Source organism: Kitasatospora sp. NPDC057692 (assembly GCF_042799475.1).
Lineage (GTDB): Bacteria > Actinomycetota > Actinomycetes > Streptomycetales > Streptomycetaceae > Kitasatospora.
The window spans coordinates 11,601-36,626 of the sequence record NZ_JBHVIV010000043.1 but is presented as its reverse complement, the minus strand read 5'-3'; the positions used below and the strand labels follow the sequence as shown (position 1 = coordinate 36,626).

Annotated in this window: 17 protein-coding genes; 12 read left to right on the top strand and 5 right to left on the bottom strand. The window is 75.1% G+C overall.

Going from position 1 to position 25,026, the window contains the following annotated elements:
- The first annotated feature begins 195 nt into the window (after window positions 1-195).
- From ACFVFS_RS23340 to ACFVFS_RS23315, 6 genes are all read left to right on the top strand, one after another.
- Window positions 196-492 (top strand): DUF503 domain-containing protein, encoded by a 297-nt coding sequence (locus tag ACFVFS_RS23340; RefSeq protein WP_380626548.1) that lies wholly within the window; start codon window positions 196-198, stop codon window positions 490-492.
- A gap of 153 nt (window positions 493-645) precedes the next feature.
- The gene (rbfA, locus tag ACFVFS_RS23335; RefSeq protein ID WP_380626547.1) at window positions 646-1,089 is read left to right on the top strand and encodes a 30S ribosome-binding factor RbfA; all 444 of its coding nucleotides are present in this window, start codon (window positions 646-648) and stop codon (window positions 1,087-1,089) included.
- Window positions 1,090-1,091: 2 nt separating this feature from the next.
- On the top strand, window positions 1,092-2,198 hold the full coding sequence (locus tag ACFVFS_RS23330) for a bifunctional oligoribonuclease/PAP phosphatase NrnA (RefSeq protein WP_380626546.1): 1,107 nt from the start codon (window positions 1,092-1,094) through the stop codon (window positions 2,196-2,198).
- A 67-nt stretch (window positions 2,199-2,265) separates the two neighbouring features.
- A complete protein-coding gene (truB, locus tag ACFVFS_RS23325) occupies window positions 2,266-3,207 on the top strand; it encodes a tRNA pseudouridine(55) synthase TruB (protein WP_380626545.1) in 942 nt (313 codons plus the stop codon).
- Window positions 3,208-3,394: 187 nt separating this feature from the next.
- Complete coding sequence (locus tag ACFVFS_RS23320) at window positions 3,395-7,114, top strand: serine protease (protein ID WP_380626544.1); 3,720 nt, start codon at window positions 3,395-3,397, stop codon at window positions 7,112-7,114.
- A 64-nt stretch (window positions 7,115-7,178) separates the two neighbouring features.
- Entirely contained in the window at window positions 7,179-8,123 is a 945-nt protein-coding gene (locus tag ACFVFS_RS23315; protein WP_380626543.1) for a bifunctional riboflavin kinase/FAD synthetase, read from the top strand.
- 61 nt (window positions 8,124-8,184) lie between these two features.
- On the opposite strand, the gene ACFVFS_RS23310 is transcribed toward ACFVFS_RS23315, so the two are convergent.
- From ACFVFS_RS23310 to eccE, 3 genes are all read right to left on the bottom strand, one after another.
- The gene (locus ACFVFS_RS23310) at window positions 8,185-10,530 is read right to left on the bottom strand and encodes a MinD/ParA family protein (RefSeq protein ID WP_380626542.1); all 2,346 of its coding nucleotides are present in this window, start codon (window positions 10,528-10,530) and stop codon (window positions 8,185-8,187) included.
- 172 nt (window positions 10,531-10,702) lie between these two features.
- Entirely contained in the window at window positions 10,703-11,476 is a 774-nt protein-coding gene (locus tag ACFVFS_RS23305; RefSeq protein WP_380626541.1) for a hypothetical protein, read from the bottom strand.
- Complete coding sequence (gene eccE, locus ACFVFS_RS23300; RefSeq protein WP_380626540.1) at window positions 11,476-12,891, bottom strand: type VII secretion protein EccE; 1,416 nt, start codon at window positions 12,889-12,891, stop codon at window positions 11,476-11,478. Before eccE ends, ACFVFS_RS23305 begins: the two co-directional genes overlap by 1 nt.
- 170 nt (window positions 12,892-13,061) lie before the next feature.
- On the opposite strand from eccE, the gene ACFVFS_RS23295 reads away from it, so the two are divergent.
- From ACFVFS_RS23295 to ACFVFS_RS23270, 6 genes are all read left to right on the top strand, one after another.
- On the top strand, window positions 13,062-14,738 hold the full coding sequence (locus ACFVFS_RS23295) for a type VII secretion protein EccB (RefSeq protein WP_380626539.1): 1,677 nt from the start codon (window positions 13,062-13,064) through the stop codon (window positions 14,736-14,738).
- 188 nt (window positions 14,739-14,926) lie between these two features.
- Entirely contained in the window at window positions 14,927-15,232 is a 306-nt protein-coding gene (locus ACFVFS_RS23290; protein WP_380626538.1) for a WXG100 family type VII secretion target, read from the top strand.
- Window positions 15,233-15,309: 77 nt separating this feature from the next.
- Window positions 15,310-15,603: a WXG100 family type VII secretion target gene (locus tag ACFVFS_RS23285; protein ID WP_376096839.1), complete on the top strand. Its 294-nt coding sequence runs from the start codon at window positions 15,310-15,312 to the stop codon at window positions 15,601-15,603.
- 91 nt (window positions 15,604-15,694) lie between these two features.
- Window positions 15,695-16,966, top strand: a complete 1,272-nt coding sequence (mycP, locus tag ACFVFS_RS23280; RefSeq protein WP_380626537.1) for a type VII secretion-associated serine protease mycosin — start codon at window positions 15,695-15,697, stop codon at window positions 16,964-16,966.
- A 64-nt stretch (window positions 16,967-17,030) separates the two neighbouring features.
- Window positions 17,031-17,573: a SigE family RNA polymerase sigma factor gene (locus ACFVFS_RS23275; RefSeq protein WP_380626536.1), complete on the top strand. Its 543-nt coding sequence runs from the start codon at window positions 17,031-17,033 to the stop codon at window positions 17,571-17,573.
- Window positions 17,574-17,674: 101 nt separating this feature from the next.
- Window positions 17,675-18,949 carry a hypothetical protein gene (locus ACFVFS_RS23270; protein ID WP_380626535.1) on the top strand — a complete coding sequence of 425 codons (1,275 nt, stop codon included), beginning with the start codon at window positions 17,675-17,677 and terminating at the stop codon, window positions 18,947-18,949.
- Between the two features lie 95 nt (window positions 18,950-19,044).
- On the opposite strand, the gene ACFVFS_RS23265 is transcribed toward ACFVFS_RS23270, so the two are convergent.
- Both ACFVFS_RS23265 and eccCa read right to left on the bottom strand, forming a co-directional pair.
- Complete coding sequence (locus ACFVFS_RS23265; protein ID WP_380626534.1) at window positions 19,045-20,460, bottom strand: APC family permease; 1,416 nt, start codon at window positions 20,458-20,460, stop codon at window positions 19,045-19,047.
- A gap of 470 nt (window positions 20,461-20,930) precedes the next feature.
- Window positions 20,931-24,878, bottom strand: coding sequence for a type VII secretion protein EccCa (eccCa, locus tag ACFVFS_RS23260; protein WP_380626533.1), 3,948 nt, complete (start codon window positions 24,876-24,878; stop codon window positions 20,931-20,933).
- Window positions 24,879-25,026: the final 148 nt, after the last annotated feature.

The following is a 25,026-nucleotide window of genomic DNA, read 5'->3' as shown; positions in this document are numbered from 1 at the left end:
CGAACTCACGGTCGCCCAAATAATCGCGACCTCCGATTGGCGCGCGAACCCGCGCGCTTACGGGGGGGCCCGCGGGGGCGGGTCCCGGGTTGTATTCCCCGCCGCCCGGCCCCGGTCCTGCTGTGTAGGGTCCGGGGAGCGGTCCGGTTCCGGGCCGCTCCCCGAGGCCTTCCAGGTCGGCTTGACCTGTCACACATGTTCGTGGGAACACTCACCTTCGACCTGCTGCTGGGCGACGTCCACTCGCTCAAGGAGAAGCGGTCGATCGTGCGGCCCGTCGTGGCCGAACTGCAGCGCAAGTACAGCGTGTGCGCTGCCGAGACCGGGAACCAGGATCTGCACCGCCGGGCCGAGATCGGTCTGGCGGTGGTGTCCGGCGATGCCGGGTACGTCACCGAGATCCTGGACAGCTGTGAGCGGTTGGTCGCCGGCCGCCCCGAGGTACAGCTGCTCTCCGCCAGGAGGCGCTACCACAACGACGACGACGAATGAGAGCTGTGGAGCAGGGCGGCGCGAGTCGCCGTTCTCACACGGATCAGGACCGAGAGCGCCCACAAGGCTGGGCGCGGGCCGGTACTTTGGGGCAGGGGCCCCGACGGGCGCGCAGCACGCCCGAGTACCCGGCCCACTGCACGAGGAGGCAACGTGACCGACACCGCAAGGGCGCGCAAGCTCGCCGACCGCATCCAGGTGGTCGTCGCCCAGACCCTGGAGCGCCGGATCAAGGACCCGCGACTGGGGTTCGTGACCATCACCGACGCACGGGTGACCGGCGACCTGCGCGAGGCCACCGTCTTCTACACCGTCTTCGGCGACGACACCGAGCGTGAGGCCACGGCCGCCGCGCTGGAGAGCGCCAAGGGCGTGCTCCGCTCCGAGGTCGGCAGGCAGACCGGGGTGCGGTTCACCCCGACGCTGACCTTCGTCGCGGACGCCCTGCCGGAGAACGCCCGGAACATCGACGACCTGCTCGACCGGGCCCGGGCCATCGACGCAGCGGTGCGCACCACCGCGGCGGGCGCGACCTACGCCGGTGACGCGGATCCGTACAAGGTTCCGGCGTCCGAGCGTGACGACGAGGACGAGTAGTCATGGCGGGTGAGCCGGCGGCTGCCGGTTCGGCGGCCGGTACCGGTTCGACCACGGGGGCGTCCTCCACCGACACGGTGGAGGGTGCCCTCGCGGTGCTTCCCGGACCGCGCGCCGAGGAGAGCGGGGCCGAGCTGGTCTGGCAGCAGGTGGTCGCGGAGATCGGGCGGGCCCGCTCGGTCGACCTGATCTGCCACATCTGTCCGGACGGCGACGCGCTCGGCTCCGCGCTGGCGGCCGCGCTGGCCCTGCGCGGCCTCGGCAAGGAGGTCCGGGTCTCCTTCGGCGACGACCCGCAGATCGTCCCCGAGTCGCTGGCCTTCCTGCCCGGCCAGGAGCTGATCGTGCCAGCCGCGGCGGTGCCCGACACCCCCGAGCTGGTGCTCTGCTTCGACGTCGCGGCGGAGAGCCGGCTCGGCCTGCTGCACGGCAAGGCCTTCGCCGCGCCGGTGCTGGCCGTCCTCGACCACCACGCCTCCAACCCCGGGTTCGGCACCCACCAGCTGATCGACCCGACCGCCCCGGCCACCGCGGTCCTGGTGGACGAGCTGCTGCGCCGGCTCGGCGTGGAGCTGGACCAGGACCTGGCGACCTGCCTCTACACGGGCGTCGCCACCGACACCGGCTCGTTCAAGTACCGGGCCACCACCCCGGCCACGCACGAGCTCGCGGCGCGGCTGCTGGCCACCGGCATCCGGCACGACCTCATCGCGCGGCAGCTGTGGGACACCTCCTCCTTCGGCTACCTCAAGGTGCTGGCCGGCGCGCTCGACCGGGCCGTCTACGAGCCCGCCGCGGCGGGCGGGCTGGGCCTGGTGTGGACCTGGGTGCCGTACCAGGACCTGGTGCTGTTCAGCGTGACCGTCGAGGAGATCGAGGGCCTGATCGACATCCTGCGCCGCCCGGCCGAGGCCGAGGTGGCCCTGGTGCTCAAGCAGGACCCGGACGGCACGCTGCGCGGCTCCTCGCGCTCCAAGGGCGCGGTGGACGTCGCGGCCGCCTGCGCGGCGCTGGGCGGCGGCGGGCACGTCTTCGCGGCCGGCTTCTCCGCCCGGGAGGACGTCGCGGCGGTGGTGGAGCGGTTCCGCGCCGCGCTGCGGGTTCGGTAGCCGTGCCGCGGGTTCGGTAGCTTTGCGGTGCGGTTGATGTTTGCAGGGCTTTGACAGAGAGAACTTGATGAAGCGCAAAGGCACCGGTCCGGACGGCCTGGTCATCGTCGACAAGCCGGAGGGCATCACCTCGCACGGGGTGGTCGCCAAGCTGCGGTGGCTGGCCGGGACGCGGAAGGTCGGCCACGCCGGCACCCTCGACCCGATGGCCACCGGCGTGCTGGTGATCGGCGTCGAGCGGGCCACCCGGCTGCTCGGCCATCTGATGCTCACGGCCAAGACCTACGAGGCGACGATCCGGCTCGGCCAGACCACCGTCACCGACGACCGGGAGGGCGAGGTCACCTCCTCGACCCCGGCCGACGCGGTGGAGCGCGCGGCGATCGACGCCGGGATCGCGGCGCTCACCGGCGAGATCATGCAGGTGCCGTCCAAGGTCAGCGCGATCAAGATCGACGGCAAGCGGTCGTACGCGCGGGTGCGCGAGGGCGAGGACTTCGAGCTCGCCGCCCGGCCGACCACCATCCACGCCTTCACCGTGCACGAGCAGCGCGCGGCCGTGGCGGAGGACGGCACGCCGGTGATCGACCTCGACGTCACCGTGGAGTGCTCCTCCGGCACCTACATCCGGGCGCTGGCCCGGGACCTCGGCGCCGGGCTCGGCGTCGGCGGCCACCTCACGGCGCTGCGGCGCACCAAGGTCGGGCCGTACGGGGTGGAGTCGGCGCGGACCCTGGAGCAGTTGGAGGAGGCCGTCACCGGCGGTGCCTCCGGCGGCCCCGGCGCGCCGCTGGAGGTGCTGCCGATCGCCGCGGCCGCGGCGGCCGCCTTCCCGCGCTGGGACCTCGACGCCGACCAGGCGAAGCAGCTCTCGCACGGCGCCCGGCTGAAGGCGCCCGGGCTGGGCGTGGACGGGCCGATCGCGGTGTTCGGGCCGGACGGCACCTTCCTGGCCCTGGTGGAGGAGAAGGGCGGCCAGGCCCGTCCGGTCGCCGTCTTCGTCGGCTGACCGCACCGCGCGTCGGCCGGTGCGGGGAAGTTCACCCGCACGAGGGAGCGCGCGGAGTGAACCGCGGTCGTGACCGGCGCGGGCGCGGTCGGTCTGCGTTCGCGCCGGGCAGGCTCCCCGGCGGCGAGCAGGTCGCCGCGACGAGTCCGCTCCAGGGCCGGCCGGCCCTGCGGGGAGGGCTGCGGGCATGCCGGGACTACGGGGCTTCAGGGGCCGGCCGGGGGAGGACGACACCGGGCCGGCGGGCGACGCGTGCCGTTCGCTGCTGCGGATCCGCGACCGGGACGGACGGCTGCGCGGGCTCGGCTTCGCCGTCGACCGGCAGGGCACCGTCCTCACCGCCCACGAGGTGGTCGCGGGCCTGGACGGGGTCGTCCTGCACCTCTCCGGCGGGCAGACCCGGGTGGTGGGCCCGGAGCACGTCCGGCCGCTGCCCGGGCACGGGCTCGCCCTGCTGCGCACCGACCCGGCCGGCGGGCTGCCCGACCCGCCGCTGCCCCTCGCGGCGGCGCCGGAGGCCGGGAGCGGCGAGGTGCTGCTGCTGCCCGTCCCACCATGGGGCGGGGGAGACGCGGACGGGCGGACGGTGCTGCTGCGCTGCGCCGCCGCCGCCGCGACGACCGGCGCGGTGTACCCGCAAGCCGACCGTTTCCACCTGATCGGCGGCGTGCTGCTGCTCGACCTGCCCGCGGCGGCGGACGCGGCGGCCGTCCCGGCCGGGGCGCCGGTGCTGGACGCCGGCAGCGGCGCGGTGGTCGCGGTGGTCGTGCCCGGGCTGCGCGCCCCGGGAGGGTCGGGGCCGCCGACCGCCGTCCCCGTGGCGGGTGCCGGTGCGGTCGAGCCCGAGCTCGCCGGGGTGCTGGCGCGCAACGCGGCCGAGGTGCCCGCGTACGGGCGCGCGCTCAACCCGGCCGGGGTGCTGCGGCTCGCCGCGGCCCAGATCGCGGCGGCGGGTGCGGGCCCGGGCCGGGTGGCCGCCCTCGCGGCCGACCGGGTGGACCGCCCCGACGGCCTGGCGGAGTGGGCCGACCTGCTGGTCGACGGGGGCGGGGCGGGGGACGCCGGGGTGGTGGCGCTGGTGGGGGCGGCGGGCACGGGGCGCAGCACCGAGGCGGCGGCCGTGGCCGCGCGCCGCGGGGGCGGGGAGCGGCCGCGGCCCACGGTGTGGCTGCGCGGGGCCGATCTGGTGGCCGGGGACCTCTCGCTCGCGGGGGCGGTGGAGCGGGCGCTCGCCTCGGCGGCGGCCGGGCTGGAGGTGCCGCCGCCGGGGGCGGCGCAGGCGGCGGCGCTCTGCGCGGCGGCCGGGCGGCCGCTGCTGGTGGTGCTGGACGGGCCGGAGGAGTCGCCGGTGCCGCTCGACGCCGACTGGCTGCGGGCCTCGGCGGGGTGGCTGGCGGCGGCCGGTGCGCGGCTGCTGACCGTCTGCGGGGAGGAGGGCTGGGAGGCACTGGCGCCGGGCGGTGCGGCGGGCGCCTTCCTGGTGCCGGTCGCCGCCGCCGGGCAGCGGGCGTCGGCGGTGCGGGTGGCGGTCCGGCGGCTCGGTCCGCTGCCGGCCGAGGCCGCGGACCGGGTGCGTCGGCGGTACGGGCTGCCGCCGGGGTGGCCGGCGCAGGCGGACGCCCGGCATCCGCTGGCGGTCCGGCTGGCGGGGGAGCTGTGGGCGGAGGGACTGCGCGGGGAGCCGGTGCGCCGCGGCGAGCTGCTCGCCGCCCACCTCGACCTGTGCTGTCTGCGGGTGGCCCAGCGGCTCGCCGAGGACGGCCGCTCCCGGCGGCCCGGGGCGCACCGGCGGGGCGCCGTCCGGCCGGCCGGGGAAGGCGCCGGGCGGGTGCGGCGGACGGCGGCGGCGGTGGCCGGACGGGTGCACGAGGCGGCGCGGCGGATGCTCGGCGCCGGGGAGGGCGGCCTGGGCCGGGACGCGTTCGAGGAGCTGTTCCCGGCGGCCGGCGGGTGGGCCGCGGCCGTGCTGGCGGAGGGGCTGTTCGTCCCGGCCGGGTCCGGCCACCGCTTCGCCCACGGGGAGTTCGCCGACTGGCTGCAGGGCCTGCACCTGGACCTGGACGCGGCGCTGCGGCTGCTGCTCGGGGAGGCCGAGGACACCCCCGCCCCGGGGGACCTTCCCGGCGGCCCGGCCGCGGGGGAGGGGCCGGGGCGGTCCCGGGCGTGCGCCACCGTGCCGCGGCACCGGATCGGCCCGGTGGCCGCCGCGCTCCGGCGGGTCGGCGAGACCTGGGGCGCGCCGGCGCTGGACCCGTGGCTGCACCGGCTCTGGCGGGCCGTGGACCTGCGCCCGCCGGGCAGCGAGCCCGCCTGGTGGGCCCGCGCGCTGCTCGCCGCGGGCCTGGCGGCAAGCCCCGACATCGGTGAACACCGGGCGCTGCTGGAGCAGTTGGCCGACCGGATCGTCCAGAGGTCGGCCGCCGCGGGCGGGTTCGAACGGCTGCCGGCGTACGGACTCGGCGGGTTCGGACCGGGGTTCTGGACCGCCCTGGGGCTCCCGGCGGAGGGCGAACTGGCGCTGCTGCGGAGGCTGGTGGCCGCCGACGGCCCGGACCGGCGGTTCCTCGCCGCGGCGGCCGAGCGGCTGCGCGCCGATCCGGCGGGCGCGCTGCCGCTGCTGTGCGCCTGGTTCGGCGATCCGCGCGGTCTGCCCGGCCGCCCCGGGGTCACCGTCGCCGACCTCGCGCACGACCTGCTGTTCGCGCACCGGGCACTGGCGCTGGACGAGTTGGCCGAGGCGCTGGCCGGGGCGGCGCACCCCCGGGCGGACGCGCTGCTGGCCGTCCTGGCCGCCGAGGAGCCCTCGGCGCTCTGCCGCGCGGTGGACCGCTGGAGCCACGACCCCCGGCCCGAGCGGCACGTCGCCGCCGCGGTGCACGCGCTGCGCACCGCGCCGTACGCGCGCGGCGCCGGGGCGGAACTGCTGCGGTTCACGGCGCTGGCGCTGCTGGCCAGGGAGGACGAGCCGGCCCTGCACGGCGCCGCGCTGGCCCTGCTGCTGCGGGACGAACGGAGCCGGGCCGGGCACCTTCCGGCGGCGCTGGCCGCGTACCGGCGCGGCGACGACCGGTTCCTGACCGCGCGGGCGCTGGCCCCGGCGCTGGAGAGCGACCCGGAGCCGGTCCTCGCGGCGCTGGCGGACCGGCTGGGCGGCCCGGGCGGCGCGGACCCGGCCGGTGCGCCGGTGGCCGGGACGCTGCGGGTGATGGCCGACGCCCGGGCGCCGCTGGCCTCCCGGCGCGGCGCCGAGCTGGCGGCCCGGCTGCTGCGCGAACGGCCGGCCCTGGCGGGACCGGTCGCCGTCGACTACCTGGGCCGCCGGCTGGCGCACGGGGCGGTGGAGGGGGCGGTGGCCCGGCTGGAGCTGCGGACGCTGCTGAGCAGCGCCCTGGCGGCCCGCGCGGTGGCCGTCCGCCGGCCGTTCGCCGAGGTGCTGTCCCGGCCGGTGCCCGACCCGGTCGCGGACGCGCTGCGCTGCGAGCTGCTGGACACCCTGCTGGCCACCGAGGGGGACCCCGAGGTGCTGGCCGCAGCCGTCGCCGGGCTGGCCGAGCACTGCGCGGCCGAGCGGCCGGCGCGGGCCCGCGCGGTGCTGGTGCGGGCGGCGGCCGGGCTGCCGGACGCCGACGGGCTGCTGGTGCGCTGCGCCGGCCGCTCGGCGGCCTTCGCCGCGCTGCTGGCGCGCTGGCCGCGGGACGAGCGCCCGGCCCGCCCGGTGGGGCCGCGGCTGGACCGGCTGCGCGCCCTGGTGGCGGCCGGCCGGGATCCGCAGTACGCGGCGGCGGAGGCCGAGCGCGGGGGCGGTTCCGGGGCGCCGCGGACGCCCGCCGAGGGCTCCCGGCACCCGCTGGAACGCCCAACCTGCCTTCCGGTGCCGAACTCGGGACAGGCGCATGGCACGCTATAGGGGTTCGGGTTTGAGCGTTTGAGCGTACCGACGGTACGCGCCGTAGGGAACAAGGAGCGGTCAGGTGCAGCGCTGGCGTGGCCTGGAGGAGATCCCCGATGACTGGGGACGCAGCGTCGTCACCATCGGCTCGTTCGACGGAGTGCACCGCGGACACCAGCTGATCATCAACCGGGTGGTCGAGCGCGCCCGCGAGCGGGGCGTCCGCTCGGTGGTGGTCACGTTCGACCCGCACCCGAGCGAGGTGGTCCGCCCGGGTAGCCACCCGCCGCTGCTCGCCCCGCAGCCGCGCCGTGCGGAGCTCATCGAGGAGCTGGGCGTGGACGCCGTACTGGTGCTGCCGTTCACCACCGCGTTCTCCAAGGAGACGCCGGAGGAGTTCTTCCGGCAGGTGCTGGTGGACGCGCTGCACGCCTGCCTGGTCGTCGAGGGGCCGAACTTCCGCTTCGGCCACCGGGCGGCGGGCGACGTCGCGCTGCTGGCCGAGCTGGGCCGGGCCGCGGACTGCGGCGTCGAGGTGGTCGACCTGCAGGTGCGCGGCGCGGCGGGGGACGGCGAGCCGTTCTCCTCGACGCTGACCCGCCGGCTGGTCGGCTCCGGCGACGTCGCCGGGGCGGCCGAGGTGCTGGGCCGCCCGCACCGGGTGGAGGGCGTGGTGGTGCGCGGCGCGCAGCGCGGCCGCGAGCTCGGCTACCCGACCGCGAACGTGGAGACCGTGCCGCACAGCGCGGTCCCGGCCGACGGCGTGTACGCGGGCTGGTTGACGGCCGACGGCGAGCGGATGCCGGCCGCGATCTCGGTGGGGACCAACCCGACCTTCGACGGCACCGCGCGCACCGTCGAGGCGTACGCCATCGACCGGGTCGGCCTGGACCTGTACGGGCTGCACGTGGCGGTGGACTTCCTGGTCTACCTGCGCGGGATGGAGAAGTTCGACTCCATCGAGGCGCTGCTGGACCGGATGGCCGACGACGTGAAGCGCGCCCGGGAGCTGACCGAGGCCGACTGACCGGCGCCGCAACCGCACGGGGCCCGCCGACCGGGAGGTCGGCGGGCCCCGTTGTACGCCGCTACTGCTGCTGCTGCTGCGGCGGGGCGGGCGGCGGGTAGCCGTAGCCGGGCGGCGGCTGGTTGTCGTCGGGCTGGGCGTAGCCGTAGCCGTACCCGGGGGCCGGCGGTGCCGGCGGCTGCTGCCACTCCGTGGCCGGGGCCGGGGCCTGGGGCGGCGGGCCCTGCGGAGCGGGCTGCTGCGGCGGGTAGCCGTACCCGGCCGGGGGCGGCGGGGTCTGGCCGGGCTGCTGGGCCCAGGGCGCGCCCGGTGCGGGCTGGGGTCCCGGCTGGCCGGGCTGCGCCGGGTAGCCGTACGGGTACGGCTGGCCGTACGGCGGCGGGCCCTGCGGGCCGGGCTGGGGCTGCGGGTAGCCCGGCGCCGGGGGCTGCTGCTGGGGCGCGTGCTGCGGCGCGGCCGCCTGCTGGTGGGGCTGCTGCCAGCTCGCCTGCTGGGCCGCCTGCTGCTGGGCGGCGGCCTGCTGGGCCCGGACGATGTCCTCGCCGACCAGGGTGGCCAGGTCGAAGTACGCCTCGCGGACCTTGGGCCGCATCATGTCGAGGTTGACCTCGGCGCCGGCCGCCAGGCTCTCGTCGAACGGCACCACGACCACGCCCCGGCAGCGGGTCTGGAAATGCGCGACGATGTCCTCCACCTTGATCATCTTGGCCGTCTCGCGGACCCCGGAGACCACCGTGATGGACCGCTGCACCAGGTCGGCGTAGCCGTGGGCGGAGAGCCAGTCCAGGGTGGTGGAGGCGGACGAGGCGCCGTCCACGCTGGGCGTGGAGACGATGATCAGCTGGTCGGCGAGGTCCAGCACCCCGCGCATCGCGCTGTACAGCAGGCCGGTGCCGGAGTCGGTCAGGATGATCGGGTACTGGCGGCCCAGCACGTCGATCACCTGGCGGTAGTCGGAGTCGTTGAAGGTGGTCGACACGGCGGGGTCGACGTCGTTCGCCAGGATCTCCAGGCCCGAGTGGAGGTCCTGCGAGGTGAACTGACGGATGTCCATGTAGCTGCGCAGGTGCGGGATGGCCGTCACCAGGTCGCGGATGGTGGCGCCGGTCTGCCGCTTGACCCGGCGGCCGAGGGTGCCGGCGTCCGGGTTGGCGTCGATCGCGATCACCTTGTCCTGGCGCTCGCTGGCCAGCGTCGCGCCGAGGGCGGTGGTGGTCGTGGTCTTGCCGACTCCGCCCTTGAGGCTGATCACCGCGATCCGGTAGCAGCTGAGCACCGGGGTGCGGATGATCTCCAGCTTGCGGGCCCTCTCCGCGGCCGCGGCCTTGCCGCCGAACTGGAAGCGCGGCTGCTGGCGCTGCTGCTTCGGCTGGCTGCGCAGCAGCCGGTCCGAGGACAGCTCGACGGCGGCGGTGTAGCCGAGCGGCGCGCCGTGCGCGGTCTGCTGCGGGGCGCCGGCCTGCTGGAACGCGGCGGGCGCGGCCGGCGGGCCGCCCCACTGCGGGGCGCCGGGCTGGGGCTGCGCGGGCTGCGGGTAGGCGCCGGGCTGCGGCCACCCGCCCGCGCGGGGGTCGGCGGGGGGTGCGGCCTGGCCGGGCTGGGGCTGACCCGGCTGCGGCTGCTGCGGCGGCTGGGCCTGCTGCGCCTGGTGGGCGGCCCAGCCGGCCGGGTCCTGCGGGTACGGCTGCGGCTGGCCGGACGGCGCCGGGTAGGGCTGCGGCTGCGCGGGGCCTGGGTACGGCTGCGCGGGCGCCGACGGGTCGGCCGCCGGCCAGCCGTGGCCCGGCACCGGAGCGGGAGCCGCGGCGGGGGTCGGGGCCGGCGCCGGTGCGGGGGCCGGGAAGGGCTCCGATGCCGGGACGGCGTGTGCGACCGGGACGGCGGGCGCGGCCGGCGGTACGGCGGACGCCTCGACGGGCACGTGCGGCGCTTCCCCGGGGACGCCCGGAACGGGGGCGGGAACCGGCACGGGTGCGGCAGCGGGCGCGACGGCCTCGACCGGCTGCGGCCGGACCGGCGGCAGCGGCGCGGCCGGGGCGGGCACCGGAGCCTGGAGGGGCGTCTGCAGCGGCGTCTGAGCGGGCGTCTGAACCGTTGGCTGAACGGGTGCCTGGGCCTGCGCCGGAACGGCGGGCGGCACGGCACTCGGCGCCGGATCCGCCGCGGGCGCCGGGACGGGCTCCGGCACCGGGGCGGCAACGGCCGCCCCGCCCGGAGGCGGCGTCACCTGGGCACCCGCCTCGGCCGCTCCGGGTGCCGGAGCACCCGCCGGAGCCGCCGCCGGGGCACCCGCGGCGTCCGTCTGCACGTACCAGGACGGGGGAGTGTAGTCGGGTGCGTCGGACCAGTCGTCGTCGTCCTCCGCCGCGTTGTCGCCGACGTAGACGCCGTCCCGATCGCTGCTCACCTGGGCTCCCTCGTGTTCGCCGCCGCACGTTCGCGGTGCCGTTGCCGTCTGACAGCCTAGGCCGTGGGCCACCCCCGGCTGAAGGCGGTGCCGCAATCTCCGGACGGCTCACGGGCGGGGTGCGGACGGGCCGCGGACGGGTCCGCACGACCCCCGACCGCACCCGCGCGGGTCAGTCGAGGCGCCGCGGGCCGCCCAGGACCTGCTGTTCCGCCTGGCCGGCCACGATCCGCACGTACTGACGGTTCATCCGGGTCGTCCACAGCGTCAGGTCGTCCGACAGCGACGGTAGCGCGGCCACCTCTCCCGCACCGAGCGAGAGCACCCGGCCGATCAGCTCGGCCTCCTCCGGCATCACCCGCTGCACCCCGACCAGGTCGGCCGAGTTGAGCACCCGGACGGCGTTCGGCCCCAGGTGCGGCACCACCGTCAGCACGGTCTGCCAGGGCGCGGCGGAGAGCCGGCTGCGCGGCGGGCGGGCGCCGAGGTCGCGCACCACGAGCACCGGCGAGCCGACCGAGGCGCCCTGCGGGCCGAGCCGGCCGGGCTGGTGGACCGTCACGCACGGTTGCCCGCCGCCCGCGGCCTGCGCCATCGGGCCCCACAGGTGGGCGCGCGCGGTCTCCACGGCGATCCGCGCGCCGGTGGCGGCCGCCCGCAGCGCGATGACCTGCGCCGTCCACAGGCCGCCGACCAGCACCAGCTCGTAGGCGGTGGGCCGGAACAGGCCGAGGACGGCGGGGCGCGACTGGTGCACGTCCTCGCCGATCAGCACGCCGTCGTCGCCGACCGGGAAGGACAGCGCGTCCAGCTCCGCGAGGGTCAGCACGTGCTTCTCCCGGCGCGGGCCGCGCAGCCCGAAGCCGGGCAGCAGTCGGGGCCGGACCCGGGGCTGCGGTTCCGCACCGCCCTGCGGGGCGGCGGCGGGCCGGGTCTGGTACGCCATCAGGAAGCACCTCCCAGCGGCAGGGTGGCCAGGACCCCGGGGGCCTGCTCCAGGTCGAGCCGGGTCAGGCCGAGCCCGGTGCTCTGGGCCCGCGCCTCCACCTGCCGGCCGAGGTCGACGGCCTCGCTCTCGCTGCGCCCGGTGATCCGGACGTGGCCGCTGAGGGCGACCGAGCCGCCGGTGCCGTGACCGGCGGTCAGGCTGAAGGTGCTGGCCAGCGCGGGGGCGCCGGTGACCAGGTTGACCAGGTCGGGGGCGGCGATCCGGCCGGGGGCGCCGCCGGGGCGGCCGAGCTGCGGCCAGCGGGAGATCCAGTAGGTGCTGTGCCAGCGGTCGTCGACCCGCCAGAAGCGGTTGGTCTCCTGGGTGCGCCGTCCGCTGCCGCCGCCGCTGCCGGTGCCCTGGCGGCCGGCCGTGGCCAGCGGGTTGACGCAGCTGGAGATGGCGAGGGCGGCGATCAGTTCGCGCTCGTCGAGCACGGTGACGTCGAAGCCGGCGCTGTTCAGCCGCCCGGCGAGCTGGTCGGTGACCCGCTGGAGCGCCTTGCGGGCGCCCTGCTCGCCGCCGCCGCGGGCGCGCACCGCGGTGGCCGCCCGTTCCGGGTCGAGCTTGAGCGCCACCCAGGTGAGCCGCAGCGCGGGGGTGGCGGTGCCGTCCGCGAGCTCCCGGTAGGCGCGGGCGGCCAGCGACTGCTCGGGCAGGTGCGGCGCGGGCGCGGGCTGGGTGTGCTGGACGAGCTGGACCGACTCCAGGGTGATGTCGTCGACCCGCAGCGCCGAGCAGAGCACGTCCAGCGGCAGCGGCCGGGCGGTGCGGGCCGGGCGCAGCGGCAGGTCCTTGGCCTGGACGAGCAGGACGGCGCTGAGGAAGGTGCCGTCGCCGACCATGCCGGTCTCCCGGCGCACCGGGCGGCCGCCGAGGTCGGCCTCGGTGGCGTGGGTGCAGGTGCGCAGGGCGGGTTCGAGTTCCAGGGCGGGGGCGAGCGCCGGGTCGGTGCCGGGCGGCGGGACGTGGGCGCGGGCGCGCTTGCGGCGGGCCTTGAGCGCGGCGCGCACCCGCAGCGTCTCGGGGATGGTGCGCCCGCGCAGCGGCACGAGCGCGAGCACGACCAGCACCAGGGCGACCGCGCCGAAGCCGGCGGCGACCGGCCGGCTGATCGTCCAGCCGACCGCGACCAGCGCCACCGCGACCTCGACCAGGACGAGCTGTTGGAGCCTCAGCCGCCCGCCGAGCAGCCCGGGCCGGGGGTGGACGCGGACCGGGACGGGGCCGTCGGCGCCGCCGGAGCGGGGCGTCCGCGCGGCGCCGTCCGGGGCGGGGGAGCCGCCGCCGTCGGTCCGGCCGCGTCGTGCGGAGCGGCGCGCACCGCCGTCCCGTGCCGTGCTCCGGCGCCCTGGAGCGGTCTGGCTTGGCATCCCCCGAGTGCCCCTTCCTGGTTCGGTTGTCGCGGCCCGGCTGGCCGGTGCGTGAACCGTACCCGTACGGTACTCACCGTCTGCTGCCGCATCGTAGAGGGTTCGAGCACGTTCTCGCCCGGGGGGTGCGGGACACGGGGCAGGGCGGTCTGACAGGGGAGACGACGAGGATGGCATCGCGCCGGGACGAGCTGAACGCCTACACCTTCGCCCGCAAGCGCACGGTCGCGGCCTTTCTGCTGCCCGGCGGCGGGGGGAGCGACGAGGACGCGCCGCGGCCGGTCAAGGCGGTGCTGCCGAGCGTGATCGTGGGCGCGCTGGTGGTCGGCGGCTTCGGCCTCTGGGGCGTGTTCAAGCCGAGCGCCCCGGTGGGCTGGGACGAGGGCAAGTACATCGTCCAGGGCAAGCAGAGCACGACCCGGTACGTGGTGCTGACCGACCCGGACGGGAGGACCAAGCGGCTGCACCAGGTGCTGAACATGGCCTCGGCGCGGCTGGTGCTGCCGGTGGACTCCAAGGTCGTGGTGGTCGACGACGGCGTGCTGGACCGCTACCCCAACCACGGCCCGACGATCGGCATCCCGTACGCGCCGGACAAGCTGCCGAGCAAGGAGAACGCGGGCCGGCCGATGAAGTGGGCGGTCTGCGACCGCCCGGGCGGCGACCAGGGGAGCACCGTCGACCAGGCGGTGTTCGTGGCGGGCGGCGCGGACGCGGACGCGCTCGGGGCGAAGGACCGCCAGCTGGACGTCGGCCAGGCGCTGCTGGTGCAGCTGGCGGACGATCCGCAGGTCACCGCGTCCGGCCAGGCGGCGGGCCAGGGGAGGCTGAAGGTGTTCCTGGTGGACGACAAGGGCCGCCGGCACGCGATCGGCGGCCCGGAGGACTCGGACGCCACCCGGACCCAGCTGATGGGGGCGGTCTTCGGACCGACGGCCGTCCCGCAGAAGGTGAAGAAGGACTGGCTGGAGACGCTGGCGCCGGGCAGCGACATCGTCTTCCCGAGGATCGACGGGCTGGTCCCGGACACTCGGGCCGCCAACTCCACGGTGCCGCTGCAGAACCCGGAGGACCGCAAGGTCGGCCGGCTGGTCCGGTTCGGTGACAAGCACTACGTGGTGGGCAAGAGCCAGCTGCTGCTGATCAGCCAGTTCCAGGCCGAACTGATCCGGCAGAACCCGCTGTTGCAGCCGCTGTACAACCAGGACGCCAACAAGAGCCCGCGGATCGACGACCTGACCCCGGCCGAGCACGCCGTCGTCAACAGCAATGTGCCGCTGATGGCCGAGGGTGCCGCCGACTGGCCCGCCAGGACGGGCGCGCCGGCCAACACCTGGCAGGCGCCGAAGGACGCGCGCCGGGTGGTCTGCAGCACGTTCGAGGGAGTCGCGGAGGACGGCCGGACGCCCCGGCGCAGCGTCTGGGCCGGCCCCGACTACCCGGTGCGGTACAGCAACGGCGCGGCCACCGCGCATGTGACGCCGGGTCACGGCCTGTTCTACCGCGCGCTGGACAACGCGGCGGACGGATCGGGCACCGACTTCCTCATCACCGAGACCGGCCTGCGCTACGCGATGCCGGCCAGCAGCGAGGGCGGCAAGGGCGGCCAGACCACCGCGCCGGCCCAGCCCGGCCAACCGGCCGCCCAGGGCGGGGTGTCGAAGCCCCCGACGACCCAGCCCGGGACGCCGTCCGCCCCGCCGCAGCCCGAGGAGGCGGGCGGCAACCAGGCCCGATTGGGCTACCAGGGCCTCCAGCCGGCGCTGGTGCCGCAGCAGTGGTCGAACCTGGTGCCGGCCGGTCCGGCGCTCAACGCGAAGAGCGCGGCGCAGCGGCAGAACGCCTGATGCGGGGTCTCTGCCCGCGCGGCGCAAAGGAATTGGCCATGATGTCATGGCTCGGTAACCGGCTGTCGCCCGGTGTTGGGTGAGCTGCGTGTGCCGACTACAGTGCTGCAGGACATCACACCGGTGATGCCCGGGGGCCGGAAATCGCCCCCCGGCCACGAGGTCTGTCTCATGGGGGACGGTGGAGCATGGGTCAGTTCAAGACGACCGCTCAGGAGATGCTGGCGTTCGCCAAGCACATGGACGAGGTCATCAACAAGATCAACACTGAGATCAACGGCCTCAACAACCTGGTGGGTTCGATCACCGGCGGTTGGCAGGGCCAGGCCGCGACGGCGTACACCAACCTCCAGGGGCAGTTCAACACGGACGCCCAGGAGCTGAACAAGTCGCTGCGCGCCATCAAGGACGCGATCGAGATCACGACCCAGAAGTACTCGCAGGCCGACGCCGACCAGCAGGCGATCTTCGGGTCCGCCGCCGCCGGCGTCTGATCCTGAGCTCTGTCCGTCCACCCCGCGACGCGCACCCCGGGTGACGGGGCGCCTCGCAGCCTCGACTAGGAGACACCGTGGCCGACCACATTCTGGTCAACTTCGAGACCATCAAGAGCGCCAGCGCCGAGGTCCGCCGGACCGCGCAGACCATCCAGGCCCAGCTGGAGGAGCTGAAGGGCGGCGTCACCAAGATCGCCGCGAGCTGGGAGGGCGCCGCCCAGCAGGGCTACCAGGCCCACCAGGCCAAGTGGGACCAGCGTGCCGCCCACCTGCAGCAGGTGCTGGAGCAGATCGCCAAGTCGCTGGACAACGCGGCCACCAGCTACCACAACACCGAGAACCGCAACGCCACCCTCTGGACCGGCTGACGGCTCGGCGCCGAACCCGGCGCGCCGAAGGGCGGGCGCCCCCTCGCGGGTGCCCGCCTTTGGCGCGCGAGCGTGCAACCAGGTGGACGAGATGAGGGGTGGCAGGGTGCCGGTGGTCAGGTTCCGGACGACGGCCGCGGCGGCGGCCGTGCTCGCGCTGCTCGGCGGCCCGCTGACGGTGCCGGCGGCGGCGGACGGACCGGGCATCGCGGCCGCGGGGGAGTGCGGCAAGAACGCCCAGAACGTGCAGGCCGTCCCGTGGTCGCTCCAGCGGATGGTGCTGGACGAGCTCTGGCAGGGCGGCGCGGTCACCGGCGCCGGGGTGCTGGTGGCGGTCATCGACACCGGGGTGGACGACCAGAACCCGCAGCTCGCCGCGAAGGTGGTCGACGGAGGCTCGCTGCTCAAGGACAAGGAGGGCAAGCGGGTCGAGGGCGGCGGCAAGGACGACCTGGTCGGCCACGGCACCAAGGTGGCCGGCATCATCGCGGCCTCGCGCAGCGAGCAGACCGGCTTCGTCGGCATCGCCCCGGGCGCCTCCATCCTGTCGATCCGGCAGAACGACGCCGAGGGCAACGGCGATGTGCACTCGCTGGTCGAGGCCGTCAACTCGGCGGTCCAGCAGGGCGCCAAGGTCATCAACATCTCGCAGGACGTGCGCGGCGCGGGCGACACCCGCTTCGTCGGCTACGAGGAGCTGAAGGCCGCGATCGACAACGCGGAGAACCGCGGCGTGGTGGTGGTCGCCTCCACCGGCAACGACGGCAAGAAGGGCGACACCTACCCGGCGGCGTTCCGCACGGTGCTCGCCGTCGGCGCCTCCGACCGCAACAACGAGCGCACCTACTTCTCCCAGTACGGCGACTTCGTGGACGTCGCGGCCCCCGGGGTCGACATGCTCTCCACCGTCCCGCGCGGCGGGCAGTGCGTGGACAACGGCACCAGCTTCGCCGCGCCGTACGTGGCCGGACTGGCGGCGCTGCTGGTCGGCGCGCACAAGGACTGGCGGCCCAGCCAGGTGCGCGCCTGGATCGAGCAGACCGCGCAGCGCACCGACCACAAGGCGAACGAGTACATCGGCTGGGGCGTGGTCGACCCGGTGAAGGCGGTGACCACCGCGCCCGCCGCACCGGCCGAGCGCCCGGTGGAGGACCCGCCGGTCCAGCTGGCCTCCGCCCCGATCGTGCCGCGCCCGCTCGGCCTCGGCGAGACCCAGGCCGACCGCGACGGCCGCACCGCGACCTACGTCCTGGGCGTCGGCGCCCTTCTGGTCGCCCTGCTGATCGGCGGCGGCGTGGTGCTGCGCGACCACCGGCGCCGGTCCGCCGCCGACGCCGCGGAGAATTCTTCGGTCCGGCTGTAACATCCCGCCCCGGTCACCGCATCCAAGAGGTGTCGACAGTGGTGAGCGGGGGAGGAAGAAGCGGATGGGGCTGATCGGGGCCGCACGCGGGACGAGGGACGCGGAGTTCCTGGAACTCGTCTCGGGCCACACCGGACGGCTGTACCGCTCAGCCTGCCTGCTCACCAGCGGAGACACCCACCAGGCGGAGGACCTCGTCCAGGAGGCCCTCGGCCGGATGTACGTGCTGTGGCGCCGCAGCGCGTGGACCGGAGGACGGCACCGGGTCGAGCACCCGGGCGCGTACCTGCACACCGTGATGGTGCGCGCCTTCCTCGCCCAGAAGCGCCGCCGCTCCAGCGGCGAACGGCCGACCGACCTGCTGCCGGAGCCCACGGGCATGGAGGTGGACCGCACGCTGCGGCTGACCCTGCTCGACGCGCTCGGGCAGCTGGCGGCCAAGGACCGGGCGGTGCTGGTGCTGCGCTACTGGGAGGACCGCAGCGTCGAGGAGACCGCCGAGGTGCTGCGGCTCTCCTCGGGCGCGGTCCGGACCAGGACCAGCCGGGCCCTCGGCAAGCTGCGCGAGCAGCTCGGAGACTCGCTGTCCGAGCTCGCCGCCCACTGACGGCGGCCCGGTCCCCGGACCGCTCCCGCCACCACCGCTCCCGCCGCCCTCCGGGTCCCGCCAACGACCCGTCCCGTGACCGAAGGAAACGGTGATCACGCATGTCCGGACCGGACAACTTCGAGGATGACCTGCTCTACGCTCTGACCCGTACCGGGGAGGGCTTCCGCCCCGGCGGGCCGAGCGAGCTGGCGGCCGGCGGCCTGGCCCGCGGTCGTCGCCGCTGGCGCCGCCGCTCCGCCACCGCCGTCGTCGGCGGCGCCGCCGCGCTGGCCCTGGTCGGCACCGGCACCGTCTACCTGGCCGGGGGCGCCCCGGCCGGGACCACGGTCACCGCGGCCGCCGGCAGCGGCACCGGGTCCGGCTCGGCCGCGCCCACGGCCGCCGCCGCGCCGTCCACTCCGGCCGCGCAGGCCGCTCCGGTCAGCGCCGACGAGGTGCTCGCGACGTTCAAGGCGCTGCTGCCCAAGGGCGAGGTGACCGCGGCCAGCGGCCGCGGCACTGATCCGGACGGCAAGCCCGCGGCCTTCGCCATGCCCGGCGCCGTGCTGGTCCTCGACGACGGCAAGGGCAAGGCCCAGCTCGGGCTCTCGATCGCCCGGCTCGGCGAGGGCGACCCCCGCCGCACCGAGAACGAGTGCCCGGACAAGAAGTACGTCCCCTACGACGCCTGCACCACGACCACCCTGCCGGACGGCGGGACGCTGACCGTCTTCCAGGGCTACGAGTACCCGGACCGCCGGGCCGACACCAAGCGCTGGTACGCCAAGCTGACCGGCAAGGACGGCCGGCTGATCGAGCTGAACGAGTGGAACTCCCCGGCGGAGAAGGGGCAGCCGGTCTCCCGGCCCGCCCCGCCGCTGACCCCCGAGCAGCTGACCGCGGTCGTCACCGACAAGTCCTGGGACCGGGTGGTCGCCGCCGTCCCGCAGCCGGGCCCGGTCACGCCGCGGGAGACCGCCAAGGAGTACAGCCGGGAGGAGATCCTGGCGATCGTCGCCAAGCTGCTCCCGGCCGGTCTGACCGAGACCGAGACCGGCGGTCAGCCGGGCTTCGCCAACTTCGTGGTGAACGACGGCAAGGGCAAGTCCCTGGTCGAGATCAACGTGCAGGACTGGCGCGGGCCCAACAAGGACACCTCGCTCTACGGCAGTGCCGAGAAGCGCGCCGACGGCACCAAGGTCGTGGTCCGCAAGTCGACCGGCAAGCCGGTGATGTGGACGGTCGACACCCTGCACCCGGACGGCCTGCGGGTGGTGATCAGCGCCTTCAACAGCGGCACCCAGAACAGCCCGGCCACCCGCACCGCTCCGGCGCTGACCGTCGAGCAGCTGACCGCGATCGCGCTCTCCCCGGAGTGGAAGCTCCGGAAGTAGCGGGCGAGCCGTAGCGGCCGCGGACGCGGCAGTGCCCCGGGCCAGGGGGAGCCCGGGGCACTGCCGTGTGGGGGAGGGTGGGGGTTTCGGGGGGATCAGGCCTGCTGGTCCTCGGGGAGGCTGATCACCCAGTGGGTGTCCTGGCGGGGGCGCAGGAAGAACAGCCAGTAGAGGGTGGCGGCGGCGGTGATACCGCCGGTCCACAGCAGCGGCACCACGTCCAGCTGGGTGATGACGTAGCCCAGGACCACGATCAGCACCACCGGGACGGCGGGCCACAGCGGCATCCGCCAGGCGGCGGCGTGCTTGTGGTGCTTGCGGCGGGAGAGCAGCGCGGCGATCGCGACCAGCAGGTACATCCCGGTGACGGCGACGCCGGTGATCTCGCTGAGCAGTTCGCCCTTGACGTAGCAGAGCGCGGCGCCCGGCAGGCCGACCGCCAGGGTGGCGACCCACGGGGAGCCGAACCGGCCCAGGGTGCCGAAGGCCTTGTTGACCGGGCCGGGCCAGGCCTTGTCGCGGGCCGAGGCGAACAGCACCCGGGAGTTCTGGATGACCATGACGATGCCGGCGTTGATGATGGCCAGCGCGACGCAGAGGCTGATGAAGGTGCCGACCGCGGAGTTGCTCCAGGCGGTGACCATGCCGGAGATGTCGCCGGAGCTCAGCGTCGCCAGGTCGGGGGCGCCCATGGTGATGGCGGCGACCGGGACGAGCAGGATCGCGGCGGAGATGCCCAGCGTCCACAGCACGGTGCGGGAGACGTTGCGGCGCGGGTTCTCCAGCTCCTCGGAGAGGTAGACGGCGGTGGAGAAGCCCTGGGTGATGAAGAGCGCGATGCCGAGGGCGCCGATGATCGCGCCGATGCTCACCGTGGTGGTGACGCCGTCCTCGCCGGTGACCACGCCGTGCAGCATGCTGGGCGCGCCGCTGTTGGCGTGGGCGAAGCCGAGCACCGACACGACGCCGGCCGCGATGACCTCCAGGACCAGGAAGATGCCGGTGATCCAGGCGTTGGCGCGCAGGTCCAGCAGGCCGGCCAGGGTGGCGGCGAGCATCACCGCGGCGCCGGCCAGCGGCTTGTCGACGTGCAGCACGGGGGCGAGGTAGTCGGCGGTGCCGAGGGCGATGACCGAGGGCACGATCATCACCACGATCAGCGAGAGCACGAAGACCAGCCAGCCGGCCAGGCGCCCGGCCAGGGTGCCGACCATCGCGTACTCGCCGCCGGCGCTGGGGATCAGGGTGCCTAGCTCGGAGTAGCAGAAGGCGACGGCGATGCAGAGGATCGAGCCGATCGCGATGGCCAGCGCGGTGGCGCTGCCGATGCTGGAGAACAGCTCCGGGACGATCACGAAGAGCGTGGAGGCCGGGGTGACGCAGGACAGCGTGAGCAGGGTGCCGCCGACAACACCGATCGAGCGCTTGAGCGTCTGCTGCTGAGTGTCGGGCGCGCCCGCGACGGCCGTGGCGGGGGCCGCGGCGGCGGGTGGGCGAAGCGTGTCGGTCATGTGGCATCCGATCGGCTCTGTGCTGGTCCTGGGGAGGGAGCGGTATCGCCTCCGCTGGCTGACTGGCTCGGTTTCTGGTCCTGTCGCTCCCTGGGCCGCCATGGAACCTTGGCCGTATCGATCGCGTCAATGGCGGAATCGCTTCGGAATCCGTTGTCACGCAACGCATAAACATGCGATCTGATGATCACTAACCGTCATCACTATGCATGTCCGACTTGTTACTTTCGCCGCGTGGCGCTTGAATCCAAGGTGAACGCCGTGTTGCGTGCATCCATTCAAAGGTGCCGCTCGGATGCGGAGGCAGGTCGCCCGAACACCCCGCGCCGCCCGGCGAGCCGCGGGCCGGGTACGGGAACCGCAGCCCTCCGGCGGAAAGATCTAGGTAACGTTTCAGCACCCGGGACGGCGGAAGGGGCCGGATCCCGAGGACCCGACCCCTTCGACACGTTCCGTGACGAGAACGGCGGCTAAGGCACCGGCAGCCAGCCCGTCTGCACCATCTGCCCGCTGGTCACCCGGCGCGAGACGAACACGCCCCGGCCCGGCGGAAGCGCCTGCGGCTTCACGGTGCCCAGCAGCGGACCCTCGTCCCGGTTGCCGGAGAGCAGCACGCCCTGGCCGCCCAGCTCGCGCATCCGCTGCATGAACGGCTCGTACAGCGAGCGCCCGGCGCCGCCCGCGCTGCGCGCGACGATCACCCGCAGGCCGATGTCCCGCGCGAACGGCAGGAACTCCGCGAGCGCCGCGAGCGGATTGCCCGAGGAGGTCGCCACCAGCTCGTAGTCGTCGACGACCACGAACATGTCCTTGCCGCTGTACCAGCTGCGGTTTCGCAGCTGCTCGGCGGTGACGTCCGGCCCGGGCAGCCGGCGCGCGCAGGCCCCGCGCAGCATCTCGACCACGCTCGACATGGCCGGCTGCGCGGCCGCGTACTCCACCAGGTACTCCGGCGGGACGGCGCCGAGCAGCGCGCGCCGGTAGTCGCCGACCACGATGCCGGCCTGGTCCGGGGTGTACCGGTCGGTGATCTGCTTGACCAGCATCCGCAGCAGCGCGGACTTCCCGGACTCGGTGTCGCCGAAGACGATGAACAGCGGGTCGGTCTCGAAGTTGACGAAGGCCGGCGCCAGCTCCGCCTCGTCCACGCCGAAGGCGACACCCCGCTCGGGGAACTCGAAGCCCTTCGGCAGCGAGTGGCCGTCCAGCACCGCCGGCAGCATCCGGACCTGCGGCGCGCGCGGGCCCGTCCACGCCCCGGCGACCGCCGAGACCAGTCCGGCCACGCCGTTCTGCAGGTCCTCCACCGAGCCGGAGCCGTCCAGCCGCGGCAGGCCGGTGAGGAAGTGCAGCCGGTCCGCGGTGACGCCGCGGCCCGGGACGGCCGGCACGTTCTGCGCCACCCGGCGGTCCACCTCGGACTCCATGGCGTCGCCGAGCTTCAGCTCGGTCCGGTTCTGCAGCAGGTCCTTGAGCGCCGGGCGGACCTCCGCGTAGCGGGCCGCGGTGACGATCAGGTGGACGCCGTAGCCCAGGCCGCGCTGGGCGATGTCGCCGATCACCGGCTCCAGCGCCTCGAACTCCTGCTTGAAGGTGTTCCAGCCGTCGATCACCAGGAAGACGTCGCCGAACCGCTCCTCGGGCAGCGCCCCGGAGGCCCGGCGGGCCCGGTAGGTGCCGATCGAGTCGATCCCGGTGGCGCGGAAGAGCTCCTCGCGCCGGTTCAGCACGCCGTGCACCTCGGAGACCATCCGGCGGACCTTCTCGGCGTCCAGCCGCCCGGCCACCCCGCCGACGTGCGGCAGGTCCTGGAGCGACTGGAAGCCGCCGCCGCCGAAGTCCAGCAGGTAGAACTGCACCTCCAGAGGGGTGTGGGTGAGCGCGAACGAGGCCACCGTGGCGCGGATCACCGTCGACTTGCCGGACCGCGGACCGCCGACCACCAGGCCGTGCCCGGCCGCCCCCGCGTAGTCGTGGTCGAGGATGTCGCGCTTCTGGTCGCGCGGCTTGTCGACGATGCCGACCGGCACCCGCAGCCGGCCCAGCGCCGCGTACTGCGGCGCGGTCAGCCCGCGCTCGGCGGTCGCCTGGAGCGGCGGCAGCAACTGGTCCACGCTCGGCGGGGCGTCCAGCGGCGGCAGCCACACCTGGTGCGCGGCCGGGCCCTGGCCCGCCATCCGCTGCACGAAGACGTCCAGCACGGTGTCCGCCAGGGCGTCGTCCGGCTCCTCGGGGATCGGCTCGACCTCCTGCACCAGCGGCTCGGTCACCGGCACCTCGGCCGCGGTGAACCGCACCGGCCGAGCGGTCACCAGCCGACCGCCGGTCGACCGCTGCTGCCCCGGCGCCCGGTACGGCCCGGAGACGTACGCCGCCTTGAAGCGGTCCATCACGTCGGTGCCGAACTTCAGGTAGCCGACGCCCGGAACCGGCGGCAGGTGGTAGGCGTCCGGGACGCCGATCGCCGCCCGCGACTCGGCGGCCGAGAAGGTGCGCAGGCCGATCCGGTAGGAGAGATAGGTGTCCAGGCCGCGCAGCTTGCCCTCCTCCAGGCGCTGCGAGGCCAGCAGCAGGTGCACCCCGAGGGAGCGGCCGATCCGCCCGATCTGGATGAACATGTCGATGAAGTCGGGCTTGGCGGTGAGCAGTTCGGAGAACTCGTCGATGATCAGCACCAGCGACGGCAGCGGGTCCAGCGCCGCGCCGGCCGCCCGGGCCCGCTCGTACTCGTGGATGTTCGCGTAGTTGCCGGCCCGGTGCAGCAGCTCCTGGCGCCGGTTGAGCTCGCCCTCGATGGCGTCCCGCATGCGGTCGACCAGGGTGAGCTGGCCCTCCAGGTTGGTGATCACCGCGGAGGTGTGCGGCATCTCGGCCATGCCGGCGAAGGTCGCGCCGCCCTTGAAGTCGGCGAGCACGAAGTTCAGCGTCTCCGAGGAGTGCGTCATCGCCAGCCCCAGTACCAGGGTGCGCAGCAGCTCGGACTTGCCGGAGCCGGTCGCGCCGACGCACAGGCCGTGCGGGCCCATGCCCTCCAGCGCGGCCTCCTTGATGTCCAGGTGGACGTGCTCGCCGCCGGCCCCGACGCCGATCGGCACCCGCAGCCGCTCGTGCTGCGCCCGCTGCCGCCAGCTGCGGGCGACGTCGAAGGAGCCCGGGTCGCCGGAGTTCATCAGGTCGGTGAAGTCCAGGTTGGACAGCAGCGGTTCGTCGTCGCCGCCGGCCGAGGCCCGGTACGGCGCCAGCTGCCGGGCCAGCGCCTCGGACTGCCAGGCGGAGAGGGTGTCCGGGGCGCCGGCGTAGGTGGCGCCGGAGGCCGAGCGCAGCACCAGCTCGTCCGGCGAGACCGTGACGATCAGGTGCCCGGTCGGCTCGTCGAGATCGCCCGGGACCACCTCGACGATGGTCACCCCGTGCACGCCCTCGGCGCCGGCCAGCAGCGAGTCGTGCGGCACCGAGGCGCCGTCCATCACGACGACGATGTGCGGCTGGTCGGCGGTCGGCGCGGCGTCCCGGACGAACCGCTGGCGGCCGGCGAGCTCGTCCTGGAGCAGCAGCTCCAGCTCGCCGAGGCCGGTGGCGATCAGCCGGCGCGAACCGGCGCCGTCGCTCTCCTTGCGGTGCTGGTTGTGCGGGAGCCACTTGGTCCACTCCCACTCGTCCACCGCGCCGGGCGCGGCCGCCACCGTCACCAGCAGGTCGTCCGGCGAGTGCAGGGTGGTCAACTGGGCGATCATCGCCCGGACGTTGCCGTAGACGGTGTCCGGGTCCCCGCAGACCGTGATGTGGTAGAAGGCGCGCAGCGAGATCGCCAGCGGCAGGTCCTGCAGGGTGCCGTGGGCCTTCAGGAAGGTCTGCATCGCCGCCGCCGACAGCGGCTCCAGCTCGTCCATCGGCGCGGTCTGCGGCGCGACCAGCGGGGTGGACAGCTGCACCGGTCCGCGGCCGACCCGGATCTGCGCGAAGTCGGCGTCCCCGGCACGCCGTTCCCACAGCCGCCGGCCGTCCGCGACGATCGACCAGAGCTGGTCCGGCTCGGGGTTGAGGAAGAGCTGCGCGCCGCGCTGGCGCTCGGCGGTCCGGCGTACCTGGCGGCGCATCTGCTGGAGGTACTTGAGGTAGTCGCGCCGCTCGTCCGCGGTGGCCGAGGAGCCGCCCTTGCGGGCCCGGACGATCTGGGCGAGCGCCATGCCGACCGTGGAGACGATCATCAGACCGCCCATGATCTTCATCGGGGCCTGGGCGCCCGGGGCGAAGAAGAACACCGCCGATCCGCCCATGCCGAGCATCGGCAGGATGCTCATCACCCAGTCCTCGCCGCCCGACCGGGGCAGTTCGGGCGGGGGGACCAGCTCCACCGGCTCGTCCGGAACCGCGGGCGGATAGGCCCGGGGCGGCCGCTTGACGGTGATCACGCCCATGCGCGCCCCACCCTCCGACCACGAACGCTTCGCTCGATCACCACGGCATCAGCCCTCACGCAACTGGATACGTACGGGTGAGGACGCCCCGTATGACGCCGCCCCCGCTCCGCCGACCGCAGGCACCCGGGGGAGGCGCGTGCCGCCC

Excerpts from the sequence above, each read along its gene's own strand:
- ACFVFS_RS23290 (WP_380626538.1), top strand. The coding sequence starts at position 14,927 with ATGGGTCAGTTCAAGACGACCGCTCAGGAGATGCTGGCGTTCGCCAAG.
- truB (WP_380626545.1), top strand. The coding sequence starts at position 2,266 with ATGAAGCGCAAAGGCACCGGTCCGGACGGCCTGGTCATCGTCGACAAG.
- mycP (WP_380626537.1), top strand. The coding sequence starts at position 15,695 with ATGAGGGGTGGCAGGGTGCCGGTGGTCAGGTTCCGGACGACGGCCGCG.
- ACFVFS_RS23320 (WP_380626544.1), top strand. The coding sequence starts at position 3,395 with ATGCCGGGACTACGGGGCTTCAGGGGCCGGCCGGGGGAGGACGACACC.
- ACFVFS_RS23295 (WP_380626539.1), top strand. The coding sequence starts at position 13,062 with ATGGCATCGCGCCGGGACGAGCTGAACGCCTACACCTTCGCCCGCAAG.
- ACFVFS_RS23305 (WP_380626541.1), bottom strand. The coding sequence starts at position 11,476 with ATGGCGTACCAGACCCGGCCCGCCGCCGCCCCGCAGGGCGGTGCGGAA.
- ACFVFS_RS23270 (WP_380626535.1), top strand. The coding sequence starts at position 17,675 with ATGTCCGGACCGGACAACTTCGAGGATGACCTGCTCTACGCTCTGACC.
- eccE (WP_380626540.1), bottom strand. The coding sequence starts at position 12,891 with ATGCCAAGCCAGACCGCTCCAGGGCGCCGGAGCACGGCACGGGACGGC.
- ACFVFS_RS23330 (WP_380626546.1), top strand. The coding sequence starts at position 1,092 with ATGGCGGGTGAGCCGGCGGCTGCCGGTTCGGCGGCCGGTACCGGTTCG.
- ACFVFS_RS23265 (WP_380626534.1), bottom strand. The coding sequence starts at position 20,460 with ATGACCGACACGCTTCGCCCACCCGCCGCCGCGGCCCCCGCCACGGCC.
- ACFVFS_RS23340 (WP_380626548.1), top strand. The coding sequence starts at position 196 with ATGTTCGTGGGAACACTCACCTTCGACCTGCTGCTGGGCGACGTCCAC.
- eccCa (WP_380626533.1), bottom strand. The coding sequence starts at position 24,878 with ATGGGCGTGATCACCGTCAAGCGGCCGCCCCGGGCCTATCCGCCCGCG.
- ACFVFS_RS23275 (WP_380626536.1), top strand. The coding sequence starts at position 17,031 with ATGGGGCTGATCGGGGCCGCACGCGGGACGAGGGACGCGGAGTTCCTG.